The sequence below is a fragment of the Blastococcus sp. SYSU D01042 genome (assembly GCF_054050515.1).
In genome coordinates this window covers 251,647-277,829 of sequence record NZ_JBJGZM010000004.1, presented here as the reverse complement: position 1 = coordinate 277,829, position 26,183 = coordinate 251,647, and the positions used below count along the sequence as shown (strand labels likewise).

23 protein-coding genes and 2 pseudogenes are annotated in these 26,183 nt (G+C 75.5%); 12 read left to right on the top strand and 13 right to left on the bottom strand.

Annotation, left to right across the window (positions count from 1 at the left end; all coding sequences use genetic code 11):
• Position 1 precedes the first annotated feature (1 nt).
• From ACI79H_RS10235 to ACI79H_RS10225, 3 genes are read right to left on the bottom strand one after another with little or no spacing between them, the layout of a single operon-like run.
• The gene (locus ACI79H_RS10235; protein WP_456554270.1) at positions 2-568 is read right to left on the bottom strand and encodes a potassium channel family protein; all 567 of its coding nucleotides are present in this window, start codon (positions 566-568) and stop codon (positions 2-4) included.
• Between the two features lie 16 nt (positions 569-584).
• The gene (locus tag ACI79H_RS10230) at positions 585-2,009 is read right to left on the bottom strand and encodes a DUF2252 domain-containing protein (protein ID WP_456554269.1); all 1,425 of its coding nucleotides are present in this window, start codon (positions 2,007-2,009) and stop codon (positions 585-587) included.
• The gene (locus ACI79H_RS10225; protein WP_456554268.1) at positions 2,003-2,446 is read right to left on the bottom strand and encodes a hypothetical protein; all 444 of its coding nucleotides are present in this window, start codon (positions 2,444-2,446) and stop codon (positions 2,003-2,005) included. The genes ACI79H_RS10230 and ACI79H_RS10225 overlap by 7 nt, the downstream gene beginning before the upstream one ends.
• Positions 2,447-2,684: 238 nt before the next feature.
• Here ACI79H_RS10225 and ACI79H_RS10220 point away from each other — a divergent pair, with 238 nt between their 5' ends.
• The 5 genes from ACI79H_RS10220 (at position 2,685) to ACI79H_RS10200 (ending at position 7,384) form a co-directional block, all read left to right on the top strand.
• The gene (locus tag ACI79H_RS10220) at positions 2,685-3,200 is read left to right on the top strand and encodes a DUF1269 domain-containing protein (protein ID WP_456554267.1); all 516 of its coding nucleotides are present in this window, start codon (positions 2,685-2,687) and stop codon (positions 3,198-3,200) included.
• 77 nt (positions 3,201-3,277) lie between these two features.
• Positions 3,278-4,294, top strand: a complete 1,017-nt coding sequence (locus ACI79H_RS10215) for a carboxylate-amine ligase (RefSeq protein WP_456554266.1) — start codon at positions 3,278-3,280, stop codon at positions 4,292-4,294.
• Positions 4,295-4,337: 43 nt separating this feature from the next.
• A complete protein-coding gene (locus ACI79H_RS10210; RefSeq protein ID WP_456554265.1) occupies positions 4,338-4,805 on the top strand; it encodes a cation:proton antiporter domain-containing protein in 468 nt (155 codons plus the stop codon).
• Between the two features lie 29 nt (positions 4,806-4,834).
• Positions 4,835-5,551 (top strand): cation:proton antiporter domain-containing protein, encoded by a 717-nt coding sequence (locus ACI79H_RS10205; protein WP_456554264.1) that lies wholly within the window; start codon positions 4,835-4,837, stop codon positions 5,549-5,551.
• Between the two features lie 57 nt (positions 5,552-5,608).
• On the top strand, positions 5,609-7,384 hold the full coding sequence (locus ACI79H_RS10200) for a SulP family inorganic anion transporter (protein ID WP_456554263.1): 1,776 nt from the start codon (positions 5,609-5,611) through the stop codon (positions 7,382-7,384).
• A gap of 33 nt (positions 7,385-7,417) precedes the next feature.
• On the opposite strand, the gene ACI79H_RS10195 is transcribed toward ACI79H_RS10200, so the two are convergent.
• From ACI79H_RS10195 to ACI79H_RS10185, 3 genes are all read right to left on the bottom strand, one after another.
• The gene (locus ACI79H_RS10195) at positions 7,418-8,746 is read right to left on the bottom strand and encodes a diacylglycerol/lipid kinase family protein (RefSeq protein ID WP_456554262.1); all 1,329 of its coding nucleotides are present in this window, start codon (positions 8,744-8,746) and stop codon (positions 7,418-7,420) included.
• A 2-nt stretch (positions 8,747-8,748) separates the two neighbouring features.
• Complete coding sequence (locus ACI79H_RS10190) at positions 8,749-9,840, bottom strand: AraC family transcriptional regulator (protein ID WP_456554261.1); 1,092 nt, start codon at positions 9,838-9,840, stop codon at positions 8,749-8,751.
• A 135-nt stretch (positions 9,841-9,975) separates the two neighbouring features.
• Positions 9,976-10,467 (bottom strand): hypothetical protein, encoded by a 492-nt coding sequence (locus tag ACI79H_RS10185; protein ID WP_456554260.1) that lies wholly within the window; start codon positions 10,465-10,467, stop codon positions 9,976-9,978.
• Between the two features lie 135 nt (positions 10,468-10,602).
• Here ACI79H_RS10185 and ACI79H_RS10180 point away from each other — a divergent pair, with 135 nt between their 5' ends.
• Positions 10,603-11,169 carry a DUF6328 family protein gene (locus ACI79H_RS10180; protein WP_456554259.1) on the top strand — a complete coding sequence of 189 codons (567 nt, stop codon included), beginning with the start codon at positions 10,603-10,605 and terminating at the stop codon, positions 11,167-11,169.
• A gap of 170 nt (positions 11,170-11,339) precedes the next feature.
• Here the strand turns inward: ACI79H_RS10180 and ACI79H_RS10175 are convergent.
• Positions 11,340-12,110, bottom strand: a pseudogene (locus ACI79H_RS10175) (CHAD domain-containing protein); the annotation flags it as partial.
• Positions 12,107-14,038 carry an alpha/beta-hydrolase family protein gene (locus ACI79H_RS10170; RefSeq protein ID WP_456554258.1) on the bottom strand — a complete coding sequence of 644 codons (1,932 nt, stop codon included), beginning with the start codon at positions 14,036-14,038 and terminating at the stop codon, positions 12,107-12,109. The gene ACI79H_RS10170 and the pseudogene ACI79H_RS10175, both read right to left, overlap by 4 nt.
• Before the next feature lie 161 nt (positions 14,039-14,199).
• Here ACI79H_RS10170 and ACI79H_RS10165 point away from each other — a divergent pair.
• From ACI79H_RS10165 to ACI79H_RS10155, 3 genes and pseudogenes are all read left to right on the top strand, one after another.
• Positions 14,200-15,801 (top strand): annotated as a pseudogene (locus ACI79H_RS10165) (alpha/beta hydrolase); the annotation flags it as partial.
• A gap of 160 nt (positions 15,802-15,961) precedes the next feature.
• The gene (locus tag ACI79H_RS10160; RefSeq protein WP_456554257.1) at positions 15,962-16,684 is read left to right on the top strand and encodes a CPBP family intramembrane glutamic endopeptidase; all 723 of its coding nucleotides are present in this window, start codon (positions 15,962-15,964) and stop codon (positions 16,682-16,684) included.
• Between the two features lie 116 nt (positions 16,685-16,800).
• Complete coding sequence (locus ACI79H_RS10155) at positions 16,801-17,055, top strand: response regulator transcription factor (protein WP_456554256.1); 255 nt, start codon at positions 16,801-16,803, stop codon at positions 17,053-17,055.
• 179 nt (positions 17,056-17,234) lie between these two features.
• On the opposite strand, the gene ACI79H_RS10150 is transcribed toward ACI79H_RS10155, so the two are convergent.
• Together ACI79H_RS10150 and ACI79H_RS10145 are read right to left on the bottom strand one after the other, a co-directional pair.
• Complete coding sequence (locus ACI79H_RS10150) at positions 17,235-17,387, bottom strand: hypothetical protein (RefSeq protein WP_456554255.1); 153 nt, start codon at positions 17,385-17,387, stop codon at positions 17,235-17,237.
• A gap of 105 nt (positions 17,388-17,492) precedes the next feature.
• Positions 17,493-17,885, bottom strand: a complete 393-nt coding sequence (locus ACI79H_RS10145) for a VOC family protein (RefSeq protein ID WP_456554254.1) — start codon at positions 17,883-17,885, stop codon at positions 17,493-17,495.
• Between the two features lie 155 nt (positions 17,886-18,040).
• On the opposite strand from ACI79H_RS10145, the gene ACI79H_RS10140 reads away from it, so the two are divergent.
• On the top strand, positions 18,041-19,267 hold the full coding sequence (locus ACI79H_RS10140) for a flagellin N-terminal helical domain-containing protein (protein WP_456554253.1): 1,227 nt from the start codon (positions 18,041-18,043) through the stop codon (positions 19,265-19,267).
• A gap of 24 nt (positions 19,268-19,291) precedes the next feature.
• Here the strand turns inward: ACI79H_RS10140 and ACI79H_RS10135 are convergent, their stop codons facing one another.
• Both ACI79H_RS10135 and ACI79H_RS10130 read right to left on the bottom strand, forming a co-directional pair.
• Positions 19,292-19,804 carry a cupin domain-containing protein gene (locus ACI79H_RS10135; protein WP_456554252.1) on the bottom strand — a complete coding sequence of 171 codons (513 nt, stop codon included), beginning with the start codon at positions 19,802-19,804 and terminating at the stop codon, positions 19,292-19,294.
• Positions 19,805-19,845: 41 nt separating this feature from the next.
• Positions 19,846-21,048, bottom strand: a complete 1,203-nt coding sequence (locus ACI79H_RS10130; protein WP_456554251.1) for an alpha/beta hydrolase family protein — start codon at positions 21,046-21,048, stop codon at positions 19,846-19,848.
• Between the two features lie 198 nt (positions 21,049-21,246).
• Between ACI79H_RS10130 and ACI79H_RS10125 the strand changes: the two genes are divergently transcribed.
• Positions 21,247-21,951, top strand: a complete 705-nt coding sequence (locus ACI79H_RS10125; protein WP_456554250.1) for a hypothetical protein — start codon at positions 21,247-21,249, stop codon at positions 21,949-21,951.
• 5 nt (positions 21,952-21,956) lie between these two features.
• A complete protein-coding gene (locus ACI79H_RS10120) occupies positions 21,957-23,147 on the top strand; it encodes an alpha/beta hydrolase family protein (RefSeq protein WP_456554249.1) in 1,191 nt (396 codons plus the stop codon).
• A 22-nt stretch (positions 23,148-23,169) separates the two neighbouring features.
• Here ACI79H_RS10120 and ACI79H_RS10115 read toward each other — a convergent pair whose 3' ends face one another.
• On the bottom strand, positions 23,170-26,118 hold the full coding sequence (locus tag ACI79H_RS10115) for an AfsR/SARP family transcriptional regulator (protein WP_456554248.1): 2,949 nt from the start codon (positions 26,116-26,118) through the stop codon (positions 23,170-23,172).
• Between the last annotated feature and the right edge of the window lie 65 nt (positions 26,119-26,183).

Genomic DNA, 26,183 nt, shown 5'->3' with positions numbered 1-26,183 from the left:
CTCAGCGGTGCTCCTCGCGGGCCCGCTGGTCGGCCCGGCGGCGCCCCTGGTCGACGGCGGCGAGGAACACCTTGAGGACCAGGCCGATCAGCAGGAGGTCGCCGACCATCTGCACCGTGGTGAGCACCCGCGCCACCTCGCTGACCGGGGCGATGTCGCCGAAGCCGACCGTGGCGAACACGGTCACCACGAAGTAGAGGGCATCGGTGCGGGTCAGCGGCTCGCTGAAGGCACCGGCGTCGCTGTCGGCGAGCAGCGCGTAGGTCACGGCGAACAGGACGAGGAAAAGCGGGAGCGACAGGGCCGTCGCCTCCACGGCCCGCAGGGCGGGGGTGCGCGCGCGCAGGATCGCCCGAACCTGCCAGGCGACCAGCAGGCCGACGGCGACCAGTCCGAGGACGAGCCCGACCACCGTGCGCGTACCGAAGTCACCGTCGAGGGGCAGCCGGTAGTAGACGACGAGGACGCCGGCGGTGGACAGCAGCGTCCGGCCGGCGCCGAGGACCAGCAGGCGCCGGCCGGGCACGACCATGCGGCCGGGCCCGTCGTCCGCCAACCGGTCCGCCATGGCGGCGCGGTCGGCGTCAGCCGGCCGCCACCGGGACGCGGCCGGAGGCCGCGGCCGCGGCGAGCCGGGCGTGGTCGTCGTCGTTCACGTCGGCGTAGGCCTCGGCGAAGTCGGCCACCGCCTCCTCGAACGCCGCGGAGCGGCCGAGGTAGCCGGCGATGGCGATGCGGTCGCCGGACCGGGCGTGGGCCCGTGCCAGGCACCAGGCGCACACCTGGCCGCAGAGGTCGAGCCCTCCCGGGCGCAGCTCCTCGACGGCCAGGGACCCCTTCCAGTCCCGCAGCTGCCGGACGTAGAAGTCCCGCTCCACGCCGTCGATGCCGGCCGTCCGCTGCCAGCCGAGGAAGATGTCGCTCGCCTGCTGCATGAGCCGCTGGCCGACGACGACGCGCTGCCCCTGGTTGTCGTACCGGCTGGCACCGACGTGCTCGGCGTGCACCGAGGGTGGCGCCTCCTTGACCTGGAGCAGCAGGGGGTCGTCCTCGTCCCTCCCGAGCAGCAGGATGATCCAGCAGCGCGTTCCGACGCTGCCGACGCCGACCACCTTCCGGGCCATGTCCACGAACGTGTAGCGCTCCAGCAGCGTGCGGCGGTCGGGCTCCAGCGAGGCGACGTACCCGGCGATCAGCTCGTCGAAGGCGTCCGTGAGGTCCTGCCCCTCGGTCTCGGGCAGCAGATCCCGGAGCGGGAGGACCAGCGGTGGCTCCGCCCGGATGCGCAGCCTGCCGTCGACCACCTCGGTCAGCTTGCCGAACGCCTGCAGGGTGTCCCTGGTGCGGGACTTCGCCAGCGCCCGCTCGAGGCGCTTGCGCCGGCCGGCGTCGAGATGGGTGGTGAACCGCGCCTGCAGGTCGTCGGCGTCGATGTGGGAGTACCAGACCTCCAGGTCGCGTGCCTCGGCGAACTCGCCCATCGCGGAGCGGTAGCCGGCGCCCGCGGCGACCGCGATCGCGCGGCACCGCTTGCGGGAGAGCCCGCTGCCGCGACCGGCGACGACGAGGCTGGTGACCAGCCGCTTCACGTCGAACTCGAACGGACCGGGCAGGGTCTCGTCGAAGTCGTTGGCGTCGAAGACCAGGCGGCGCTCCGGGGAGCCGTAGAACCCGAAGTTCGACACGTGCGCGTCGCCGCACAGCTGCGCGGTCAGCCCCGACGTGGCCGTGCCCGCGAGGTCCGCGGCCATGACGCGGGCAGCACCGCGGTAGAAGGTGAACGGCGTCTGCAGCATGCGCCCGTAGCGGATCGGCACCAGCTCGGCGAGCCGGTCGGCCGACTGCTCCTCGAGCAGGGTGACCGGGTCCGGTGCCGATGGCGGGCGGACGAACTCGGCGTGCGAGCCGAGCGGTGCGACCTCACGGCGCGCGCGGCCGGCCTCCCGGCGCTGCTTCGGGGTCAGGACCGCGCGGCGCTCCCGCACGCCCGGCGCCGGCTGCGTCAGCACGACGACCCCACGTCGTCCAGGAGGACGGCGACGTCCCCGCCCAGCGTCCGCAGGGCGGTCCCGACGTCGCTCACGGCCGCCGCGGACGGTGAGGTCGCGAGTTCCTCGACGGCCGTGACCACCTCGCGGAATGCGACCTCGACGTCGCCCACCTGGTCGGTGTGCTCCCGCCGCGCCTCGTCGGCCAGTTGCTCCACGTCGTCCCCCACCTCCGAGACCGCCTCCTGCAGGGCCGCCGTGCCGTTCTCGGCCACCTGGACGTCGTCGAGCTCCCCGATCGAGGAGCGCAGGGCGTCCGCCGATGCGCAGACGTCCTCGTCTGACGAGGACGAGGAGGAGGACTCGGCCGACGACTCGGCCGACGACTCGTCGGAGCAGCCGGACACCGCCAGGCAGGTTCCGGCGGCCAGCGCTGCGAGGGCACGGGCACGACTCATGTCCCGACCGTGGCCTGCCGCCGGTGCCGCCCGGATCCCCCGGACCGGATGAGCGGGGTCCCGCCCCGGGCGGCGCCGGAGGGCGGGGGAGCGGTCGCGTCATCCCCGCCGGACGATGCCGCCGGCGGGTGCGCCCAGCCACCCTGGGCCCGGCGCCGCCGTCACGTGCGGGCCGCACCGACGCTCCAGCCCTGGACGCCGGACCGTCCGGTGTCGACGACGACCCGAGGAGAGGCACATGGCCACCCTGACCGTCTGGAAGTTCCCCACCGCCGCCGGCGCGGATCGAGCGGTGGCGACCCTCAAGGACCTGCAGCGCCAGGAACTGATCCAGGTGCACGACGCCGCGGTCGTGACGTGGCCGACGGACAAGAAGAAGCCGAAGACCGAGCAGCTGCGCAGCATGGCCGGCGCCGGAGCTCTGGGCGGCGCCTTCTGGGGCATGCTGTTCGGGCTCATCTTCTTCGTACCGCTGCTCGGGATGGCCATCGGTGCCGGCATGGGCGCGCTGACCGGCAGCATGACCGACGTCGGCATCGACGACTCCTTCATCAAGCGGATGCGCGACGAGATCCAGCCGGGGACCTCGGCGCTGTTCCTGCTGTCGAGCGGCGCGGTCGTCGACAAGGTGCGGGCGGCTTTCGAGGGGCAGGACATCGTGCTCGTCGAGAGCAACCTCAGCGGCGAGCAGGAGAGCCGGCTGCGCGAGGTCTTCGCCGAGGAGGAGGAGCGCACGCCGCAGCCCGCCTCCTGACCGCGGCGCACCGCGCTCACCGCCCGAGGCCACCGCTGGAGGGCGGACGGGACCACGTCGCCGAGGGGAGCTGCACCGTGACCGTCGAGTCGGTCGTCCGGGCCGGCCCCGAGGCCGCAGGACCGGCAGGGGATCCCCTCCCGCTGCGCGTCGACGAGGAGCTCCTGCTGCTGACTCCCGACGGCGAGGTCGCGGACGCGGCACCCGAGGTCCTCGGCGCGGTCGCCCAGGAGCTCCCGGTGCGACCGCGCTCCGCTCCCCACCTGGTGGGCAGCACCGCCGACGCCGGGACGCCGCTCGGAGCGATCGCCGGCGCGCTGTCGATCGCACGGCGCGCGCTCGCGGAGGCCGCCGCCGACCAGGGCGCCCGGCTCGTGGCGCTCGGCACGGCACCTTTCGACGGTCGGCGGGAGGTCGGCCCCGTGCGCGAGTCCACCTGCGCCTGCCGCATCTCGGTCGCGGTGCCCTCGCCGGCCCTCGGCGCCGCCGTCCTGGAGCGCTGCCGCGGCTGGCTGCCCACGCTGCTGGCGCTCAGCGGGAACAGCGCGCTGTGGCGCGGCCGCGACACGGGCTGGTCCAGCACCCGGTTCCTCCTCGGGACCGCTCCCGCAGGGGGCGGCGCCCCGGCCGCCGAGTGGCTGCGGCTCACGCCCCAGCAGGACGCGGTCGAGTTCCTCATCGCCGACACCTGCCCGACCGTGGCCGATGCCGTGCTGCTCGCCGCCCTCTGCAGGGCGCTGACGGCGACGGCGCTCGCGGACGAGGCGGTCGGGCGACCTCGGCCGCAGTGCCCCGACCGGGTCGTCACGGCCTCCGCCCATGCGGCCGCCCGGTGGGGTCTCGGGACCTACCTCCTGGACCCCTCGAACGGCGGTCCCGCACCGGCCGTCTGGGTCCTCACCGCCCTGGTCGACGCCGTGACCCCGGCACTGGGCGCGTCGGGGGACCTCGCCCTCGTGCGCTCGCTCCTCGCGGGGCGGCTGCGGGACGGCTCGGGTGCCGAGCGCCAGCGCGCTCTCCACCGCCGCGTGGACCGCCGGGTCCTCGTGCAGTGCCTCGCCAACAGCTGCGCCGGGGTGGACCAGCGGAGGTGATGCGGGGGCAGCCGCCGGCCGGCCGGGGCGGGAGGGGTGCGACGTGGACACGGGTGCGCTGGCCACGGTCTGCGCCGCCGTCTTCGCCTGGGGGCTGGTGTCGGCGCGGCTGGCGCGCGCCGACATCACGGGACCCGTCGTCTTCGTGCTCACCGGTGCGCTTCTGGTCGGCACCGGAGCCGTCGGCGGCACGGTGCAGGCCGACCAGGTGCGCCCCCTCGTCGAGATCGCGCTGGTCTGGGTGCTGTTCTCCGACGCGGTCCGCGTCCGGCTGCGCGACCTCCGGGCCGACGCGGGCCGGTGCGTCCGCCTCCTGGGTCTCGGGCTGCCGCTCACGGTGCTGATCGGGTCGGCGCTGGCCGCCGGGGTGCTGCCCGGCGTGGATGGCTGGCTGGCGCTGCTGGTCGGCGCGTCCCTGGCGCCCACCGACGCCGCGCTGGGGGTGCCGGTGGTGACCGATCCGGCCGTCCCGGCGCGCATCCGGAGGCTGACACCGTCGAGAGCGGCCTGAACGACGGCATTGTCACGCCCGTCGTCGTCGTGGCGCTGGCCGGTGCGGCGTCGGCCGAGGGGCTGGCGGAGGCCCCCGGGCTGCTGGGGGCGCTGGCCGAGCTCGCGGTCGGCACCGGTGTCGGCGCCGCGGTGGGCGCCGCCGGAGGAGCGCTGCTCCGCGCGGCGGGCCGACGCGGCTGGGCCTCCGACGCGTTCGCCGGCGTCGCCGTCCTCGCCCTGGCCGGGGCGGTGTACGCCCTCGCCCTGGTCGCCCACGGCAACGGGTTCGTCGGAGCCTTCTGCGGCGGGCTGGCGTTCGGTGCGGCGGCGGGCCCACGCGGGACTGCCGAGCTGGCGTTCACCGAGCAGGCGGGAGCGCTCGTGGGGCTCCTGGTGTGGCTCCTGTTCGGCGCCATCGCCGTCCCGGTGCTGCTCGACAGCGCGGACTGGACGACGCTGCTCTACGCCGTCCTCAGCCTCACGGTCGTCCGCATGGTGCCGGTCGCCCTGGCCCTGCTGGGGACGACGGACGCCCGCACGGTGCTGTTCGTCGGCTGGGCCGGTCCGCGGGGGCTGGCCTCCCTGGTCTTCGCACTCCTCGCGCTCGAGAGCCTGGGCCCCGGGGCCGAGCAGGCCGTCGCGGTCGTCAGCGCGACGGTGCTGCTCAGCGTCGTGGCCCACGGCGTCAGCGCCGCACCCCTCGCCGCCCGGTACGGGCGGTGGGCGGCGGCCCGGGACCGGGGAGCCGTCACCCGCGGAGGGTGAAGTCGGCGCCCGGCGCCCGGCGGGACGCTGGCGTCGTCGCGGAGTGAGGAGGAGCGCGTGTCCCTCGTGCCCCCGGGCGTCCGTGCGATGAGGTCCTACCGCCGGGCCTGGCTCGGCAGAGACCTCACGGCCGGGCTGGTCCTCACCACCCTGCTGGTGCCGCAGGGGATGGCGTATGCCGAGCTGGCGGGACTGCCGCCGATCACCGGCCTGTACACCTCCATCACGTGCCTGCTGGGCTACGCGCTCGTCGGTCCCTCGCGCATCCTGGTGCTCGGCCCCGACTCCTCGCTCGGTCCGATGATCGCCGCCACGGTCTTCCCTCTCGTGGCCGCCGACGGGGATCCGCAGCGTGCGGTCGCGCTGGCCTCCCTGCTGGCGCTGATGGTCGCCGCGATCATGCTCGTGGCCGGTGCGGCCAAGCTGGGTTTCATCGCCGAGCTGATCTCCAAGCCGACGATGATCGGCTACCTCAACGGCCTGGCGGTGACGATCCTGCTGGGGCAGCTGCCCAAGCTCCTGGGTTTCTCGGTAGAGGGCGACCGGCTCCTCGACGAGGTGACCGGTGTCGTCCGGGGTGTGGCCGACGGGCTGGTCGTGCCCGCCGCGGCGGCGATCGGTTGCGGGGGGATCGTCCTCGTGCTCGCCCTGCAGCGGTGGCTGCCGAAGGTGCCGGCGGTGCTCGTCATGGTCGTGCTCGCCATCGCCGTGAGCAGCCTCGCCGATCTGGGCGGACGGGGCGTGGACCTCATCGGGACCCTGCCGCAGGGATTCCCGCCGCTGACCTTCCCGACCGTGCCCTGGTCGGACGTGCTGCCCCTGGCGGCGGGCGCGCTGGCCATCGCGGTGGTGTCGCTGGCCGACACGATCTCGACCTCGACCGCGTTCGCCGAGCGGACCGGGCAGGAGGTGCGCGGCAACGGCGAGATGATCGGCATCGGCACCGCCAACCTGGCCGCCGGCCTCTTCCAGGGCTTCCCGGTCAGCACCAGCGCCTCGCGGACCGCGGTGGCCGAGCGGGCCGGCGCACGCACGCAGCTGACCGGCATCACCGGGGCGGCGCTGATCGTGCTGCTCATCGTGGCCTTCCCCGGGCTGTTCCGGGACCTGCCGCAGCCTGCTCTGGCAGCGGTCGTCATCACCGCATCCCTGTCGCTGGCCGACCTGCCGGGCATGGTCCGGTTGTGGAAGCAGCGCCGGGTGGAGTTCTCGCTGGCGCTGGTGGCGTTCGCCGGCGTGGCGGTCCTGGGCGTGCTGCCCGGCATCGGGATCGCCGTCGGCCTGTCGATCCTCAACGTGTTCCGGCGGGCCTGGCGGCCGTACCAGACCACTCTCGGACTCGTCGACGACCTGCGCGGTTACCACGACGTCCGGTCCTACCCGGCCGCCAGGCGGCTGCCGGGGCTGGTCATCTACCGGTTCGACGCACCGCTGTTCTTCGCGAACGCGAAGGCGTTCCGCGACGAGGTCGTCGCCCTCGCGCGGGCCGACCCGGCGCCCCGGTGGATCGTGGTCGCTGCCGAGCCGATCACCGACGTCGACACGACCGCCGCGGACGTGCTGTTCGAGCTGGACCACCTGCTCGACGGGCGCGGGCAGGCCCTGGTGTTCGCGGGGCTCAAGGACCCCGTCCGGCGGAAGATCGACGGCTACGGACTGACCGAGAAGATCGAGCCGCAGCACCTCTTCCCGACGGTCGGCGCGGCCGTGGAGGTCTTCCGGGCACGGACGCACGCCGAGTGGACGCCCGTGCCGGCCGGTTCCGGTGCCGACCTGGCCCCACAGCCCGCGCCGCCCGCCGTCGACCGGGACCGGCGGGACGAGCTGCCCTGACCCGGCGATCCGATCCGACGGCGGTGGCTCCGCTCAGGCCGCGGCGACCCCGGCACCCCGTGCGTGCTGCGAGCGCCCCGATGCCAGCGCCCACAGCGCAGCGACGTCGAGGGCGCCACGGGGAGGGCGTATCCCGGGCCGGTCCCTCGGCAGACGCACCCGCAGGGCGCCTGGGCGGCTGGTGCAGAGGACCGGGGAGGTCAGGCGCACCGTCTCGCCGTCGATCCCGACCGGGATCTCGGCCCGGTCGGCGGTGACCCGCACCTCGTGGGCCTCGAGCCGGAGCAACCCCCGCTCGTGCGCCCGGTTCAACAACGCGACAGCCTGCCGGGCCGAGGCCACCCGCAACGCCACGACACCGAGCACCCCCCGGTCCAGCCGCGCCCGACGGCCCAGCCCGGCGAGGTCGCTCGCCCCGTAGGGGCCGTTGCTGACCAGCAGGGCCTGCGGGGCCTCGACGGTGGCCCCGGCCGCCTCCGCCACCAGGTGCGCGCCCCGCCGGCCACCCAGGAGGTCGGGCAGCGTGTCCAGCGTCGTCCCGCGCTTGTCGTCGCGGTAGGCCGGGCTCTCCACGATCTCGGCGTAGGCGCCGAACGAGGCGTTGTTGACGAAGGGGCGCCCGTTCACCTCCCCGAGGTCCACGCGGGCCTCGACGCCGTCCCGGAGCGCTGCCAGGCAGCCGGCCGGGTCCTCGCGGTCCAGGCCGAGGTCGAGGGCGAAGTGGTTGCGGGTACCGGCGCTGATGACGACGAAGGGCGTGTCGTGGTCGGCGGCGACCTGCGCGACGAGGGCCTGGGTGCCGTCGCCGCCGGCCGCACCCAGCAGATCGGCCCCCCGGGCGAGGGCATCACGGGCGAGCTGCTGGACGTCGGTGCCCGGCCGGTCGAGCAGCGCGACCTCGGCACCGAGCGCCTCCGCCTTCCGCCGGAGGTCGAAGCGGTCCACCTTCCCGCCACCGGAGTGCGGGTTCATCACCAGGAAGGGGTGGCGCGCCGGGGGCACCTCGTGCACGGGCAGCGTCCACTCCGAGGCATCGGGCCGCAGCGCCGTCCGTGCCGCGGCCACCGCGGCGAAGAGCAGCCCGGCAGCGACCAGCGCCACCCACAGCAGCCGGTTGGCCGCGAAGAGCACCAGGAGGGCCACGGGCACCGCGGCGGCGACCGCCAGCGCGAGCCACCGGAGCGGGCCGCGCAGACGCAGGAACCAGAAGCCGGCTGCCAGCACCGCGGCCGCGGCCAGTGCGGTGAGCACCACCATCCAGATGCCTCGCCGACCGGCGGAGACCAGCAGCAGGACGGCGGCCACCGCCACCAGCGCGAAGGCTGCTCGCGCCGCCGAGCGTCTCCCCACAGGTGCGGCCACGGTCAACCTCCCAGCGACGGTCCTGCTGCGCGCCGATGAACCTGCCCGCCCCTTCTGCGCCCCGCATCACCTCGGGGGGACGACGCGGCCGGTTCCCGATCGGGGTCGCCGGTCGGCGCTGGTCGGCGTGGCGCCGGCACGTCGGCCGTCGTGGCCCGGGCCGCCCTCCTCCAGGCGCTCGGGCTGGTGCCGAAGTGCTGGGAGAACCACCGGGAGAAGGCGCTGGGCGCGGCGAACCCGAGCATCAGCGAGATCTCCGTCAACGAGCGGCCGGCGCCCTGCAGATGGCGCTCGGCGTGCCGGGCGCGCGTGGCGTCGACGACGGAGGTGAAGGTCTCGCCCTCCTCGGCGAGCCGTCTCTGGAGCTCGCGCGTGGAGAGGCCGAGCTGCCGGCTCACCTGCTGGAGCGAACACCGGCCGAGGGGCAGCAGGTGCTCGACCACCTCCCTCGTGCGGGCGACGGCCGTCCCGGGGCTGTCGGGCACGACGGCGGGCAGGAACCTCCGGGTGTACGGGCGGAGGGAGGAGTCCGAGGTGACGACGGCCGCACCCAGCCGGCTGGTCGGGAAGACGAGGGCGGTGGCGTCCCGGCCGAACCGCACCTCGGGTCCGCAGACCCGGTGGTAGGGCGCCGGGTCGTCCGGGGCGTCGTGGGTGAAGGAGACCGACCAGGGCATCCAGTCGGCACCCACCAGCGCGCGGATGACGCCGAGCAGCGAGCCGATGACCAGGTCCGACGCCTGCCAGGTGGGGGCGGGTTCGCCGAGCTCGATCCACACCGAGAGCGTCGTCCGCTCGCCTTCCTCGCGCAGACGCATGTGCACCGCCTCGTTGTACGTGTGCTCGTACCTGATCAGCAGGTGGAGCGCGGTGCGGAGGTCGGGTTCGTCCCGGGCCACCACGCTGATCGGGCCGAGCGTCCCCAGCCGCCGGAGGCCGGCCAGGCGCAGCCCGAAGTCGGCGCAGCCGGAGAGCTCCGCCGACAGCTCGAGCAGCCGGGCCGCTGCCGCGGCCGGGATCCACCGGTCGGACGCGCGGAGGTCCGAGGCGTGCAGGCCCACGCTGCGGGCCAGCCCGACGGGGTCCAGGCCCACGGACCCCGCCAGCTCCGCGAACCCGGTCAGAGCGGCTGTCCGGACTCGAGGTCGCACGGGCCCCGCCTCCTCTCCCGAGGGCGATCCCCGGAGGCTAGTGACCGCCTCCACGTTGCAGAACCGGATCGTGCGCGGTCAGTGCACCAGCGACTTCAGCAGGATGAGCCCCGCGCCCACCAGGGCCACCAGGACGCCCTTCAGCACGGCGCGGGGGGGCGTCGCGCCGCTGAGGCGGGCGCCCCAGTAGCCGTAGGAGCCGATCAGCCCCAGGCCGCTCCACTTGGCGACCGCGAATGCGGTGTCCACGGCGAACAGGCCCACGGCCGAGAGGAGGAAGAGGAGAGCGGGTGACGAGACGCCGGCACCGACCGAGATCGCGTCCTCCGCCATGAGGCGGAACTCCTGCTTGGTGACCGGGTGGCGGGTGCGGGTCTCGGTCCCGATGATCTCGCTGTACACCTCGGCCAGCCCGACCGCGACGGCCGTTCCCACGAGCCACACGGCCATGACCCCCGGGGAAGGGGGGTGGCTCTCGAGGGCGACGATCAGGGCCAGGCCGATGATCGAGCCGTAGACGACCTTGCCGACCTGCCGCGAGCCGAGATGAGCCGTCAGACTCGTCCGCATCCCCCCAGCGTGCCGCTGCCTCCCGCCGGTCGTCGTCGTCCCCTGCGGGGGATGTGCCGGGAGCACGGGGAGCGGGGAAGGTGGACCCCGACGCATCCGAGCCTGCGGTGGCAGGCCCGCGGAAGGGGCTCGGGCATGGACGGCACGGGAGAACCGGTGCGCTCGGGGCGGTTCGACTCGGCCGCCGTCCTCGCCAGCGCGCGCGCTCGCGGCGAGCCGGCGGACCAGGTCCTGGACCGCAACCTGGCGGAGCTGCTCCAGGAGCTGCGGGTCGCCATCACCGGGGTGCAGATCCTGTTCGCCTTCCTCCTCGGTCTCGCCTTCACCAACCGGTTCGCCACGCTCGAGGAGTTCGAGCGCGCCGTGTACACGGTGGCGCTGATGTCGACGGCGCTGGCGACGATCGTGCTCATCGCCCCGGTCTCGTTCCACCGGATGGTGTTCCGGCGCCGGCAGAAGGTGGCGCTGGTCGTGGTGGCGGACCGGTTGCTGATCGTCGGGCTGGGGCTGCTCGTCCTGGCGATCAGCAGCGCCGTGCTGCTCATCCTCGACGTGGTGCTCGGCTTCTGGCAGGGGGTCGTGGGAGGCGGGGTCATCGCCCTGGCGGGAGCGCTGACCTGGTACGTCCTCCCGCTGTGGGCCCGGCGGGCGGGTATCGGCACGCTGCCGGACCTGGAGGAGGCCACCGGCCCCGGCCGGTGACCCCTAGCCCGGCCACCGGTGCAGCGCCGTCCGCTCCGCTGCCTCCCATGCGGTGTCGAAGTGCTGTGCTGCGACCGTTCGCCCCGCACCTCCTCCTGCGCGTCCAGCCGCCCGTAGAGGAAGGCGAGCTCGCTCGAGGGGGCGTCCGCGGCGAGCTGGCGGAGACGGGCGCGGGTGAGGGCCGAGTCCTGGCCCTCCCCGAGCGCCTCCTGGACGTCCTCCATCGCTGCGGCCAAGCGGGTGGCGTCCTTGCCGAACACCGGTGCGACCGCCTCGGCTGCGTACCGGGCCTGCTTGGCCGCCTTCCGGGCGTCGTGCAGCAGCTCGTCCCGCTCGGCGCCCGCTGGCCGCGACCGGGCCGTGAGGACGATCCGGCGCACGCGGTCGTGGCTGCGGGCCACGAGGGCGGGGAGGACCGTCCCGGCAGGCTTCTCGGCGCGCTTCCGCAGCGGCGGGTCCTCGGCGAGGGCCTCCAGCGCGGTCGTGAGCTGCCGGTAGCGCTCGCCGTCCATGTCGGCGAGCAGCCGGTCGTGGGCCTCGCGGTAGGCCGCTTCGAGGTGCTCGTCCACCCTGGCCGCGCCCGCCGGCCCCTCGTCACCAGCTGCTCCTCGCTCCTGCTGCCGGGTCTCGCCCCTCACCGCGGCCCGGATCCGCTCGCGCATCACCTCGGCGTCGCGGGCGGCACCGAGCTCGCCGGCCAGCCACGTGAGCTCGCGGCCCAGCCCCTTGGCGACCTGCGGGTCGACGAGGGGCTGGAAGGTGCTGAGCGCCCCACGCAGGCGGCGCGTGGCGACCCGCATCTGGTGCACGCTCTCCGGCGTGTCGAGGCGGACGGGCGCGTCCTGGGCCCGCACCTCGGCCACCTGCCGGCGAACGTGCGCGACCAGGACCGCGCCGGCCGGAGAGCCGACGGTCAGGTCGCGTCCGCCCCGGCGCGTCATCCGACGGCGCCCGGGACGACGGCGAACATCCGCTCCCGCACCGTCTCGCGCAGCTCGAGTCTCTCCTCGACCCGGCGAAGCTGCTCGTCGGTGGCGGGCAGCTCGAACACGTCGCGGAGGAAGCGCGGCAGGTCGGCGCGGTAGTCGTGCTGCCATGCGCCGTAGGCCCCGGCGGTCTGCGCGTTCTTCATGTCGACCAGGCTCTGGAAGAACGTCGTGATGGGCCGCCAGCGCATCGCGGGCGGGATCCCCCGGGGGCTGCCCCCGGGGACGGGCTCGACGAGCGGCCGGTCCGGGCCCAGCCAGTCGGGCGGCGACCAGAGCAGGTCGGGGCCGAACTTCGTCACCCCGTCGTTGTCGTGGCTGAGCAGGACGTAGCGCGGCGGTGCGCCGCGTCGTCCGGTCACGGCGGCGTACCGGCCGTGGTCGTTGACGACGGCGACGGCGGACCGGTCGACGTCCAGCCGGTCTCCCCGCGTGACCTGGCGCATCCACCCGCTCCCGTAGGGCGTCCCGATCCACAGGGCGCGGTGGATGCCCATGGCCTCGAGGCCGAGGGTCCCCCAGTGGAGGAAGACGTCCTGGCTGGTGTGCGCCCCCAGGCTCTCGCCGAAGAGCACCACGCGCGGGCGGTGCCCCGGGCGCTCGCGGACGAGCTGGAGGACCCGCAGCCACAGCAGGCGGTTCTGCTCACGGGCCTGCCGAACCATGCCGAGCGACAGCGGCGAGGGCCGGCGGGAGTACTGCAGGGTCGCGGTGGCGACGTCGCCGAGTGCGAGGTACTGCAGTGCCGCGGTGGCGACGTAGTTGACGTAGCCGGTACCGGTCGGTGAGACCAGCACCAGCAGCTCGCGTTCCAGGGCACCCGTCCGGTCCAGCTCGGCCAGGGCGAGCTGGACCCGTTCCCGCGGCGTCGGCGCGTTGTCCAGGCCCACGTACACCTGCACGGGCTCGGCCCGCGCCGGCTCACCCATGACGGTCGGGATCGACAGGTCCGGCACGTCCGGCGGTCGCTCGGGGAGGGGCCGGGGCCGCACCGTGGCCAGCGCATGGAGGCGGCCGTCGCGTCCCATGCCCGCCCAGGACACCGGGCTGGTCGGCCCCCCGCTCACCGTGGGCGGCACCCAGCGCTCCGCCTCGCCGAGCTCGAGCACCGGGACGTCGGTCGAGGTCATCGCCTCCACCCGCCGCATCGCCCGGTGCCAGACCGCGGCGGCACCGGCGCCCACCCCGGCCAGGAGGCCGCCGTGCACGGGCAGGCGCCACAGCTCGGGCGGGCCGGGGAGCAGCGCCGCGAGCCGGCGCGCGACGGTGCCGGTGAGCGCGTGCTCCACGTAGGCGGCGCCGGTGAGGCAGCCCACGATCCCGGCGGCCACGGCGATCGACCCGAGCGGCGGGGGAGCGGCGCCGTCGTCGGCGTGCTCGGCGTGCTCGCCCGCCCGTAGCCGGTCCGAGACGTAGGCGACGGCGAGCCCGACGGGGACCGCCAGCGGGATGGCGGCGAGCCGCCCGCCCATCCGCAGCCGATCGTCCAGCCGCTGGGCGCCTGTCTGCGCCCCGGTGAGGAGCGCGCCGGCGAGCCCTGTGGCGCCGAACCGCCAGGCGGTCTGCCGGACGATCCCCCGCACCGGCGCCCCGGCGCGCGGCGGGAGAGCGCGCAGCACGGCGAGGCCGAGCGGGACGGCTGCGCCGTCGACCGCCACCCGCGCGATCCGCAGCGCGGCCGGGGACGCCCCTTCGCCGACGAGGAACCGTGCCGCGGCGCCCAGCGTGTCGTGCGCCTCGGCCGCCAGCAGGTGGTGCAGGCCGGTCGACAGGCCGGTCACCAGGCCCTGGTCGACCGCGCTCCGGGCGGACAGCGACGGGGCGAACGTCCCCGGGGCCATCGCCGAGGCGAGCACGAGCCCGACGTCGGCCGCGGTGCTCACCCTCCCTGCACCCGCCCCGTCCCACCGTCCCGGCCTCGCCGTCATCCGTGCCATGCCGGGATGGTCTCCGTCGTGAGGCGTGTCCGCGTCATCCCCCTGGTAGGAGTCGCCGGCCGCGATCCGCAGCTAGCGTCGGTCGTCCCCGGAGGCGGAGGCGAGGCATGACGGCGGAACCGACCAGCACGGCTGCCCGCGTCCGTGAGGACGACGCGCCGGCAGCGCCGCCCGCTCCGGCGGCGGACGGCGCGGATCGCCGGCGCGACCGGTGGCTGCGCCGACTGCCGCGCTACACCTGGAGCGGCACGCTCGGCGCGCTCCTGTTCGGCTGCGCGTCGCTCACCCCGTCGCTGCTGCCGCGCGGCTGGCTGCTGCAGGGCCTCATCGCGGGCGTCACCGCGGCGATCGGCTACGGCGTGGGCGCCGCCGCCGCCTGGTTCGTCGCGGAGGCCACCGAGGAGCGCCTGTCGGCGCGCTCCCGGCGCCGCGCGTGGATGGTGCTCGCCGCCGCCGGGAGCGTCCTGGTGGTGGTGATGCTGGTCCTCGGGGCGCGCTGGCAGCGGCAGATCCACGAGCTCGTCGGCGTCGACCCGCCCGAGGGGTACTCGTCGCTGGGCATCCTGCTCGTCGCGGTGCTGCTCGCCGCCCTCCTGATCGCGGCCGGTCGCGGCGTCCGTGCGCTCGCCCGCGGGCTGGTCCGGCTGCTCGGGCGGGTCCTGCCTGGCCGCGTGGCCCGTCCGGCCGGCGTCCTCGTCACCGTCGTCCTGGTGGTCCTGCTGCTCAACGGGGTGCTCTTCCAGGGTCTGGTCGGGGCCATGAACTCCGCCTTCAGCCTCAAGGACGACGGCACGGAGGAAGGTGCCGTCGAACCCACGGCACCGGAGCGCTCGGGCAGCCCCGGGTCACTGGTCCCCTGGGAGGACCTCGGCCTGCAGGGCCGGAACTTCGTCGGGCTGGGACCCACGCCCGAGGAGCTCGAGGCGTTCTCGGGCGAGCCCGCTCAGCAGCCGGTGCGCGCCTACGCCGGGCTGGCGTCGGCGGAGGACGTCGGCGACCGCGCGGCGCTGGCCGTGCGCGACCTGCAGCGGGCGGGGGGCTTCGACCGAGCCGTCCTCGTGGTGGCGACCACCACCGGGACGGGCTGGGTGGACCCCGCGGCGACCGACGCGCTGGAGTACCAGTTCAACGGCGACACCGCCATCGTCGCGATGCAGTACTCCTACCTGCCCAGCTGGATGTCCTTCCTGGTCGACCAGGCCAAGGCGCGCGACGCCGGCCGGGCGCTGTTCGATGCGGTCTACGGCGTCTGGGCGCAGCTGCCGGCGGAGTCCCGACCGCAGCTGCACGTCTTCGGCGAGAGCCTCGGCACCTTCGGCGGGGAGGCCGCCTTCAGCGGCCTGGCCGACATCGCCAACCGCACCGACGGCGTCCTGTGGGCCGGACCGCCGAACTTCAACGAGCTGTGGCGGGAGATCGTCGAGGAGCGGGACCCCGGGTCGCCCGAGTGGCTCCCGGTCTACGAGGAAGGCCGGAGGGTGCGCTTCGCGGACGAGGCCCCCGACCTGCAGCAGCCGGCCACGCCGTGGGAGGAGCCGCGGCTGGTCTACCTGCAGAACGCCTCGGACCCCATCGTGTGGTGGTCGCCGCGGCTGATCCTGGACCGTCCGGACTGGTTGCGCGGCGACCGCGGCCCCGACGTCTCCCCGGAGATGGTGTGGCTGCCGTTCGTCAGCTTCTGGCAGGTCACCGCCGACATGGCCTTCGCCGTCGGTGTCCCCGACGGGCACGGCCACAAGTACCAGGCCGACTACGTCGACGGCTGGCCGAGGTCGCGCGGCCGCCGGGGTGGACCGACGACGACACCGCACGGCTGCGGCAGCTGGTCAGCGAGCCCTGAACGTCCGCCGGGGGAGGGGGCGCACCACCGTGACGATCGCCGCTGTCCGGCGCGCGCGCCCCGCGGTCTTCTCCGGGGGCGTCGTGCTCGCGCTGGTGATCGTCAACGTCACCGACCACACGCTGGACCCGCCATGGTGGGTCCGCGCGCTGGAGGGGGCCGGCCTGCTGGCGGCGGCGCGGCTGGCCGGGCTGAGCTGGGCGCAGCTGGGCCTGGGCCGGGCCCGGCTGCGGTCGGGGTGCGCGTGGGGCGCCGGGGCGGTCGCCGTCGTCGCCGGGGTCTACTGCGCCGGGGTGCTGTTGCCGCTGACCCGGTCGGCCTTCCAGGACGACCGCTACGACCTCGCGCTGCCCCAGGCCCTGCACGCCGCCTTCGTTGCGATCCCGCTCGGCACGGTCCTGCTCGAGGAGCTCGCGTTCCGCTCCGTCCTCTGGGGAGCGCTGGCCCGGCACTGCCGGCCGTGGCAGGTGCTGGTCACCACGTCGGTGCTGTTCGGCCTCTGGCACCTCATCCCCGCGCTCCGCGGCGGCGTGGGCAGCAACCGGGGGGTCTCCGAGGCGGTCGGCCCCTCCGGCGGCCTGCTCGTGGTCGCGGGCACCCTGCTCGTCACGACCGTCGGCGGGCTGGTCTTCGGCGAGCTCCGACGGCGCAGCGGCAGCGTCCTGGCGAGCGCCGCGGCGCACTGGGCCACCAACGCGCTGGGGGTGCTCGTCGGTCTGGTGGCGTGGCACCTCGAGCGGGCGGGTGGCTGAGCGCCACCGCCGGCTCGGCGCGAAAGGTCACGTGCAGTGGTCGATCGGTACAGCGGCGGTAGCCGGTCGTGCCTAGCGTCCGGTGCCAAGCGGCACCCGTACGCAGTGAGGTGGTCATGGCCCATCCGCTCTTCCACACCCAGGCGCTGGGCCGGCCGGCGGCGGCCCCCCTCAACCAGCGCGACCTGCAGGTGCTCGAGCACCTGGCCGAAGGCCGGTCCACCGCAGGCGTCGCCGTGGCGCTGTCGGTCACCGGCAACACGGCCCGCACGCGGATCCGCCGCCTCCAGCGGAAGCTGGACGCCTGCGACCGCGCCGAGGCCGTCCGGGTGGCCAGGCAGCTCGGCGTCATCAGCGGATCCGGGCGCTGAGCGGCGACCCGGACCAGAAAGGTCCACACTGGTGCCACCTCGCCAGGTGGGCGACGGAAGGCCCGCGGGTCTGTGGTGCGCGCACCTGGCGGGGCCTCGACGGCGGACGACGTCCCCGCGTCGCTCGCGGGGCACGTGGACCCGGTGCCCGGTCGGCGTGAGCCGGGAGCGCGGCCGGATCATGCTCCCGCGAGCGGGTGGGGCGCCTCCGGCTCGTCGCGCTGCGGGGTCCGCTGCCCGGACTCGTAGTCGCCGGTCCCCGCCCTTCCGAGTGCGATGACCAGGGCTACCCGGGCGACCAAGGTCAGGACGATCACGATCGACCACGCCACGGCACTCCTCCTGGTCCGTCCCGGAACCAGGATCGCGCCGGTCCGCCACAGCGCGCCTCGTTCGGACCGGATGAACGGCGGGTCGCCGGGCAACCGGCCGGGCGCTCAGACCCAGAGCTCCAGCTGGATCCCGTCGGGGTCCTCGAAGGACACGAACCGCCCCAGGTCCAGGACGCGGACCGGCGAGTGCGCGACGCCCTGCTCGTCGAGGTGGGCGATCCAGCGGTCGAGCTCCGCCTCGTCGGCGACCTTGAGCGCCAGGTGGTCCAGCCCGGTGCGCCGGTGGTCGAACGCGTCGGCGGAGCGGTCGTGGGGCTGGCACAGGCCGAGCACGAAGAAGCTCGAGGGCTCGAGCAGCAGGACCCGCGGCGAACCGGCCTCGTCCGCGCCGAAGCGGCGCAGCTCCTGCAGGCCGAGCACGCGCCGGTACCACGCGGCGCTGGCGTCCATGTCGCGGACGGTGAAGGCGAGGTGCGAGGCACCGGTCAGGGCAGGCATGGCGCGATCGTGGCAGCTGCGGGGCGGGAAGGGCAGCGGACGGCGCCTGCGGCGATCTCACCCTTTCGGGTCAAGCGGGTCTCGCTGGTGCCGATGCTGCAGCTGCCACCTGGGGCGTGGCGGCGGCCGGTCGGGCGATGGGGGGTGCAGCAGCGGTGCGGATCTCCACGAACGTGGCCGCCGTGAACGCCGCCCGGGTCCTCGTCCAGAACGACGGTGCGATGGCGACGTCCCTGCGACGGTTGTCCACCGGGTTGCGGATCACCAGCGCCGCCGACGACGCGGCCGGCCTCAGCATCAGCGAGGGGCTCCGCAGCCGTTCGCGCGGGATGACGCAGGCGGTGCGCAACGTCCACGACGGCATCAACGTGGTGCGGACCGCCGAAGGTGCTCTCGACGAGGTCTCCGCCGCCCTGCGGCGGATGCGCGACCTGGCCGTGCAGGCGGCCAACCTGGGCCCCGAGGCGGACGAGCAGGTGACGGCGGCCTCCCGGGTGGAGTTCGAGCAGCTGCGCGAGGGGATCGACCGCATCGCCCGCACGACCACGTTCAACGGGGCGGTGCTGCTCGACGGCAGCTACGACGAGCTCCTCCAGGTCGGTGCCGAGGCGGGCGACACGATGCGGATCGCCTTCGGAGCCCCCGGTGAGGGGATGGGCGCCGTCGATCTCGGGCTGTCGACCCTCCAGGTCCGCCACTGGGTGGACGCGGACACCCTCCAGGAGGGGGTCGGCTACGTCGGCGTCCCGGCCTCGCGCCATGCAGCCGTCTCCGACGAGGAGGGCATCCCGGCCGCCGGCACGCTCCGGCTGCACGGCGACTTCACCTCCGGGGAGTTCGCGTCCACCTTCCGCTCGCTGGTGGGCGCGGTCCGGTACGGCGGGCAGCAGCTGGACCTCACCGGGGTCGACTACGCGGGCGCGGTGACGGCGCAGGACCACCTCGACGTGCTGAACGCGGCCGCGCAGGCGGCCCTGGGGGCGGGCTTCGCGCCGTTCACCGCCACGGCCACCGGGCTGACCACCGCCGGGGCCGTGCCGGGTCCCGGGTCGACGATCCAGGACGCGGTGGACCTCAGCCCCCGCTACCTCGGGAGCGGCGGCATGGCTGCGGTCATCCGCGCGGTCGACGGGGCCATCGGCCGGGTCACGGAGCTGCGGGCCGGCCTAGGTGCCTACGAGAACCGGCTGGAGCACACCGCCGCCCGGCTGGGGGTGGCGGTCGAGAACGTGGCGGCCGCGGAGTCCCGCATCCGCGATGCGGACGTGGCCGCCGAGGTCGTCTCGCTCAGCAGGCACCAGATCCTCGTCCAGGCCGGGACCGCGATGCTGGCGCAGGCCAACCGGCGGGGTGAGGGCGTCCTCCGACTGCTCGCCTCCTGAGGCCCGCGGCGGTGAGCCGGCGGCTCACGCGTCGAACTGGTCGTGCGCCCGCAGGAACGCGATCCGCTCCTCCTCCGTGAGGCTCTCCCCGGACGCGGCCCGGGCCGCGTTCCACTCGAAGTAGCTCTCCCGCGGGGCGCCGGGCGCGAACAGCAGCAGCATGTCGGCCGGCTGCCCGGAGGTGTTGCGGAAGGCGTGCACCCCGCCGACGGGCACGTGCAGGAAGTCGCCGGCCGTCGCGTCGTACCACTCGCCGCCGTCGTAGAGCTGCACGGTGCCGGAGAGGACGTAGAACGACTCCGAGATCGTGCGGTGGAAGTGCGGGCCGGGCCCGGTGGGCGGGCCGGTCGTCGTGTACCGGTACAGGCCGAACTCGCCGTCGGTCTGCAGGGCGGTGGCAAGGAAGCCGATCTCCGTGGCGGGGGAGACCAGGTCCGGCGGGGTGCCGGCGCGCCGCAGCCGGGCGTTGCGCTGCCCCGCCTCGGCGCGGTACCGGACGGGCGGGTAGCCGGGGGCGTCCTCGGGAGGGAAGCTCACCGCGCCAGCCTGCCAGAGCGGCGGTGCCGGCGGTGCGCCGCTCAGGCCGGGACCTGCTCGTCGAGCCAGTCGAAGATGCGTTCGCCGCGCAACCCGGTCGCGGCCGGCTCGCAGTGCCCGTCGGCCCCCTCGGCGGCGGTGAAGGGCAGCACGGTGACCGGGCAGGTCAGGGCCGCGGCCATCCGGGCGGACTGCCCGGGCCAGAACTGCTCGTGCTCCGGATCGGTGATCAGCAGCGGGCAGGCGATCGCGGCGAGCTGCTCGTCGGTCAGGGCGTAGGCGCGCGCCGCGGTGAAGAAGTCGAACGGCGAGGTGACCCCGTAGGGCCGCATCCGCCACTGCAGCATGGTGCGGGTCGCCGGGCTGACCTTGAGCGCCCACGCCATGTCCTTGTCGAACTGCTCCCGCTTGCCCGCGTCCAGCAGCTTCACCAGGGCGTGCGGCAGCTGCTGCAGCATGGTCGTGGAGACGTCGACGACGCCGGGGTCGGCCACCGCGGCGGCGATGCGGTGCTCGTGGGCCGCCGCCCGCGGCACCCAGTAGCCGCCCTGGCTGATGCCCATGACCGCGATCCGGCCCGGGTCGACGTCCGACCGCTTGGTGAGGTGGTCCAGGACCGGGGTGAGGACGTTCTCCCAGTCGGGGCGGAAGGGCAGGTGCTGCCGCACCAGCGCGGCGTTCTGGCCTGGGCCGTCGTAGGTCATGGCGTTCCACCCGCGGGCCAGGGCCTCGGCGACGCCGCGGGACCAGGCGCCGGTCACCGAGCCGTCGCTGCCGTTGGTGTAGACCAGCGTGCGCCGCGCGCCGGTGGCACGGGGGGAGCGGAAGAAGTACCCGGGCAGCGTGGTGTCCTCGTAGGTGATCTCCAGGCGCTCGATCGCGACGTCGCCGGCGGCGGTCGTCAGGTCGACGAAGCGGTCCCACGCGTCGCGGTGCCGCTCCCACAGCTCGGTGAACCCGCCGGTGGCATCGGCCTTGTCCGAGGCCTCGGAGAAGTAGCTCGACGCGCGCAGCCAGCGCGCCGCCGCCGTCCGCAGGTGGCCGGCCGCCTCGGCGTCGCGCGCCTCGGAGGCGAGCCGCTCGGCGGTCACGGTCCACTGCTCGACCCAGGCCGGCGCGGAGCGGTTCGGTATCCGGTCGATCGTCGTCAGCACCTCACCGACGTCGGCGGCGCGCCAGTAGGTGCTGCCGAGGACGTTCTCGACGCCGAACTGGAAGTCGGCGTCCTTGAAGAAGGCGTGCATCGCGGGGTCTCCGTCCCGGTGGCTCGGGGCGCGCGGCTGCGCTCCGGCTGGTCCCCGCACTCTCCGGACGCCGTCTCCAAGCCCCCTCCAACGCCGGTCGCACCGGTACCGCAGGCGGGATGGACGCCGCTTGGAGGGCGACCGCCGAGGGTCGGTCCCCGCAGACGCCCGCCGGGCGTCCCGACCGGGAGGCCCCCGATGCGCACACCGTTTCCGTTCCTGCCCGCCGCCGCGGCCGGCTCGCTCCTCGTGCTGGCGCTCTCGACCGGCACCGCCCTCGCCGCTCCCTCACCGGGCGGCGTCGCGGAGCCGGGCGCCGTGCAGGTGTCGCCCGCGTCGGCCGCCCCGGGATCCTCCGTGCGCATCTCCGGCACGTGCCCGACCGCGGCCGACGGCGCCGGCGACCCGGTGCTGCAGTCGGTGACCAGCGACGCCTTCACCGCCCCGGAGTCGTTCTCGAAGACCGACCCGACGGCGTTCGACGGCACGGCCACCATCGCCCGCGGCGCCTCCGCCGGTGCCCACGACGTGCTGCTCACCTGCAGCAACGGGACGGCGTCCACCACGGTCACGGTCACCGGGGGCAGCACCGCCGGCCCGACCCCCTCGGGCGGCGGGACGAGCGGCACCACCCCCGCCGGCGGCTCGGGCGCCGGCACGTCGGGCGCGGGGACGGGGGGTGGGACGGCTCCGGAACCGACGGCCGCCGCCGGCGCCGACGCCGAGGCGGGCAGCGGCAGCCGGGCGACCGTCGTCGACGAGGAGACCGGCAGCAGCACCCCGTGGGGCTGGATCACGGCCGGCGGCCTCGTCGTGGTCGGTGCGGCAGCGGGGACGACGTACCTGCTCACCCGCCGGCGCGATGCCTCGTCCGGTCCGCCGAGCTCGCACACCGGGGAGTGAGTGCGGTGGCCGACCCCGCCCGCATCCACTTCGCCGACCCCGACCGGGACGGCCAGCTGGCCCGCACCCTGTCGATGGCCGTTGTGCACGCGGCCGACCTCGGCGAGGCGATGGCCGCGGCCCGGCGCATCCGTTCCGCCGACCGCGACGCGTGGTTCGCGAGCTGGGCACAGGCGGCGGAGGTCGCCGAGACGACGGCGGCCGCGGCCGCGGCGGCCGGCGACCGGGTCAGCGCCCGGCACGCCTTCCTCCGCGCGTCCGAGTACCGGCGGCAGAGCTGGTACTACCTGCGCTCCGACCTCGCCGATCCCCGGCTGAGGGAGGGCTACCGACGGCATGTGGCGGACTTCGCCGCCGCCGCGGAGCTCATGGAGCACCCCGCGGAGCCGATGGGCATCCCGTACGAGGGCACCTCGCTGCGCGGCTGGTTCTTCGCCCCGGACGCCTCCGGTACCGCGCGCCCGACCGTCGTCCTGCCCTGCGGGTACGACTCGACCGCTGAGTACGGGTGGGCCGACGTCCCGCCCGCGCTCGACCGCGGGTACAACGCGCTCGTCGTCGAGGGTCCCGGTCAGGGGGGCGTGCTGATCGAGCAGGGGCTGACCCTGCGGCCGGACTACGAATCGGTGCTCACCCCCGTCCTCGACCGGCTCCTCGCCCGGCCGGAGGTCGATCCCGCGCGGGTGGTCCTGATCGGCCGCTCGTTCGCCGGCTACCTCGCTCCGCGCGCGGCGGCCGTCGAGCACCGGATCGCCGCCCTGGTCTGCGACCCGGCGCAGCCGGAGATGTCCGCCCGGCTACCGCGTGGGCCGGCCGCCCGCCTCGCGGCTCCGGTCGTGCGGCGACAGATGCGCCGCGATCCGCGCCGCCGCGAGTTCTTCGGTGCGCGCATGGCCGCGCACGGGCTCACCGACGTGGGGGAGTACTTCGCGGAGCTGCGGCGCTTCTCGATGCTGCCGAGGGCCGGGGGCATCACCTGCCCGACGCTGGTGGTCGAGGCCGAGCACGACTTCGCCGGCGGCAGCGGGCAGCAGCTCGTCGACGCGCTGACCGCGCCGGCCGAGCTGGTGCGGCTCACCGCGGACCGGGGCGCCGACGGCCACTGCGCGGGGCTCGGTCAGCAGGTGTGGGCGGCCGCGGTGTACCCGTGGCTGCACCGGGTCCTCGAGAACCGGCCGGTGCCGGTCCGGCGCTGATGGAGGCCCGTTGCGGGGCGGCTCAGGTGGCGGCCGCCTCGGCAGTGCGCGGCCCGTCCACCAGGTCGGCGAGGGTGAGCCGGGAGCCGGCGGCCTCCGCGCGCTCCGCCTCGGCCGGATCGAGGGACCGCCTGGCCTGCGGCAGCACCCGCGCCGTCCCCTCGGTCGCCGGCCACCGCAGGCCGTTGCGCAGCGCCTGCGTGCGCGCGGCCGCGAAGAGCCGGACGGCCTCCCCGGGCCGCTCGCTCATGGCCGCCACCAGGGCGCGCAGCTCGAACACGACCGGGCCGTCGGTGTTCCCGAGGGTCAGCCGGTGGGCGATCATCCGGTCCGACCACGCCCAGCCGCGCTCGGCGTCACCCCGTGCGATCGCGGCGTCGACGGCGATCCCCGCGGCGAGCAGCGCCACGTGCACGTTGCGCAGCTCGTGGGCGCGGTTGTGCAGTTCGATGAGCACCTCCTCGCGCACGGCGCCCTCGAGGCTGTCGACGTGCGTCGCAGCGACATCGGCGAACAGGTCGAGCTCGGGGTCCTCGCCGGCCGGCGCGGCGGCCCGCACCCGGTCGGCGACCTGCCGCGCGGTACCGGTGGCCCGGCACATGACCAGCGAGTGGGTCAGCAGCACGTGCATCTCGGTGACCAGCCGCGACGAGCCCTCCCCGCTGCCGTCGAGCAGCGCGGCCGCGGCGGCGACGTGCGGCTCGGCGAGCCCGGCCTGACCCCCGGAGGCGAGGTGGTGGGCCAGCACGAGGCGGACCAGCGCGGCCGACAGCGGATCGGCGAGGTGCTCGTGCTCCAGCGCCCGCTCGGCCCACGCCCGGCCCTCGATGGTCTTGCTGCGGAAGTACCAGAAGGTGCCCAGGCGGGCGGCCAGCCGGACGCCCTCGGCGGAGGGCTCCTCCACCAGCAGGTGCTGGAGGGTGGCCCGCAGTGCCGGCAGGTCGTCGTCGAGCGCGTCGAACCAGGCGCTCTCGGTCACCTGGCCCAGCGGTGGCTTGTCCCGGACCAGGTCCGCCACCCAGGCGTCGCGGGCCCGGCGCAACCGGGCGGCGTCGTCGGCCGCGACGTGCGCGGCGTGCCCGCGGACGGTGGCGAGCTGGGTGAACAGCGAGGGACCGCCCGCGCGGGATGGCCCCAGCGGGGTCAGCAGCGAGTGGTGGACCAGCCGGGCGACGACGTCGGCGGTGCCCTCGCCCGCCCCGTCGCCGTCCAGACCGCGGTGCAGGGCCGCGGCCGCGGCCACGGTGAACGGGCCGGGCAGGGCCGAGACGCCGCGGTGCACCGCGGCCTCCTCGGGCGGCAGCAGGGCGTAGCTCTGCTGGATCGCGGCACGGACCGTGCGGTGGTGGTCGCTGCCCCGGCCCGCGCGCGCCAGGGAGCTGGGGTCGGCGGTGACCTGGTGGGCGATCTCCTCCAGGCTGAACGCCCGGCACCGGCCGGCGGCCAGCTCCAGGGCCAGGGGGACGCCGTCCACCGCGGTGGCGATCCGCACCGCGGCGGTGAGCAGCCCGAGGTCGTCGCGGTCGGCACCGGCCGCGACGAGCCGGTCCAGCAGCAGGGCGACGGCGGGGGAGGACGTCACGTCGTCGTCCCCCGCGGGCAGGGGGAGGGGCCCTACCGGCCAGACGGCCTCGCCGTCGACCTCCAGCGGTTCCTGGCTGGTCGCCAGGACCGTCAACCCGCCCGCTCCGCGGAACCACTCGTCGACCAGGTCAGCGACGGGGTCGAGCACCTGCTGGCAGCCGTCCAGCACCAGCAGCGCGCGCCGGTCGCGGAGGAAGGCGCGCAGCGCCGCACCGGGCCGCGCCGTGTCCGCGGGCGCGAACGCCAGGGCCGAGGCGACGGCGGAGAGCAGCGACCCGGTGTCCCGCGTCGCGGTGAGGTCGACGAACCAGACGCCGCCCGGGAACCGGTCGGCGAGGGTGCGCGCCACCTCGACGGCCAGCCGTGTCTTCCCGCACCCGGGCGCGCCCACGAGGGTGGTCAGCGGCGTCCGGGGGACCAGCTCGGTCAGGCGGGCCAGGTCCTCCTCCCTGCCGACCAGCGGGGACGCCCGGTGGGGGAGGTGCACCGCCGTGGATGCCTCGTCGGGGGCGGGCTCGCCGGTGGAGTGGTCGTCGCCCGCGGGTCGCGGTGCGGGCACCGGCGGAGCGGTCACGACGACGGGCGCGGGGGCCGGGCCGGCCAGTGTGGGGTCCTCGGCCAGGATGCGACCGTGCAGCTCGCGCAGCTCGGCCCCCGGCTCGAGGCCGAGCTCGTCGAGCATCGTCCGGCGGACCTGGGCGTAGCTGCGCAGCGCCTCCTCCGCGCGGCCCAGGCGGTGCTGCGCGAGCATGCGCAGGCCCCAGAGCCGCTCGCGCAGCGGGGTCTCGGCCAGCACCGGACCCAGGGTCAGCAGCGCCCGGTCCGGTGATCCGGCGGAGAGCAGGGCCTCCACGTGCAGCTCGCGAAGCTGGTCGCGCGCCTCCGTCAGGCGTGCGACCGCCGCCACGGCCCACGGCTCGTCGGTGAACCCCGCGTAGGGACGGCCCCGCCACAGCTGCAGCGCCTCCTCCGCGTGCCGGCCGGCGTCGGGAGCCCGGCCCGAGGCGAGCAGCGCCCGGGTCCCGTCGGTCGCGGCGGTGAAACGGGTCGAGTCGATCGCCGAGGGCGACACCACCAGCCGGTAGCCGCCGTGCTCGTGGCGCAGCACCGTGGAGGGAGAGCCCCGCTCGCGCCGGGGCTCGAGGGCCTTGCGCAGCCGCCACACGTGCGAGTCCAGGGTCGAGGGCGACCGCGCCGGCGACTCGGCGCCCCACATGGCGTCGGACAGGGCGTCGACGCCGACGTGCTGGCCGGCGTTGACCACCAGCAGCGAGAGGGCCGCGCTGAGCCGCGTGCCGCCCAGCCCGACCGGGGCCCCCGCGCGCTCGACCTCGAGCGGCCCCAGATCGCGGATGAGCAGTTCTCCGGCGTCGGGTTCGGGCAGCACGGGCGGCCTCCTGGCAAGCCGCCCGTCGTGGCCTCGCGGTGGAGGACGTCCTCCCACCCGGGAAC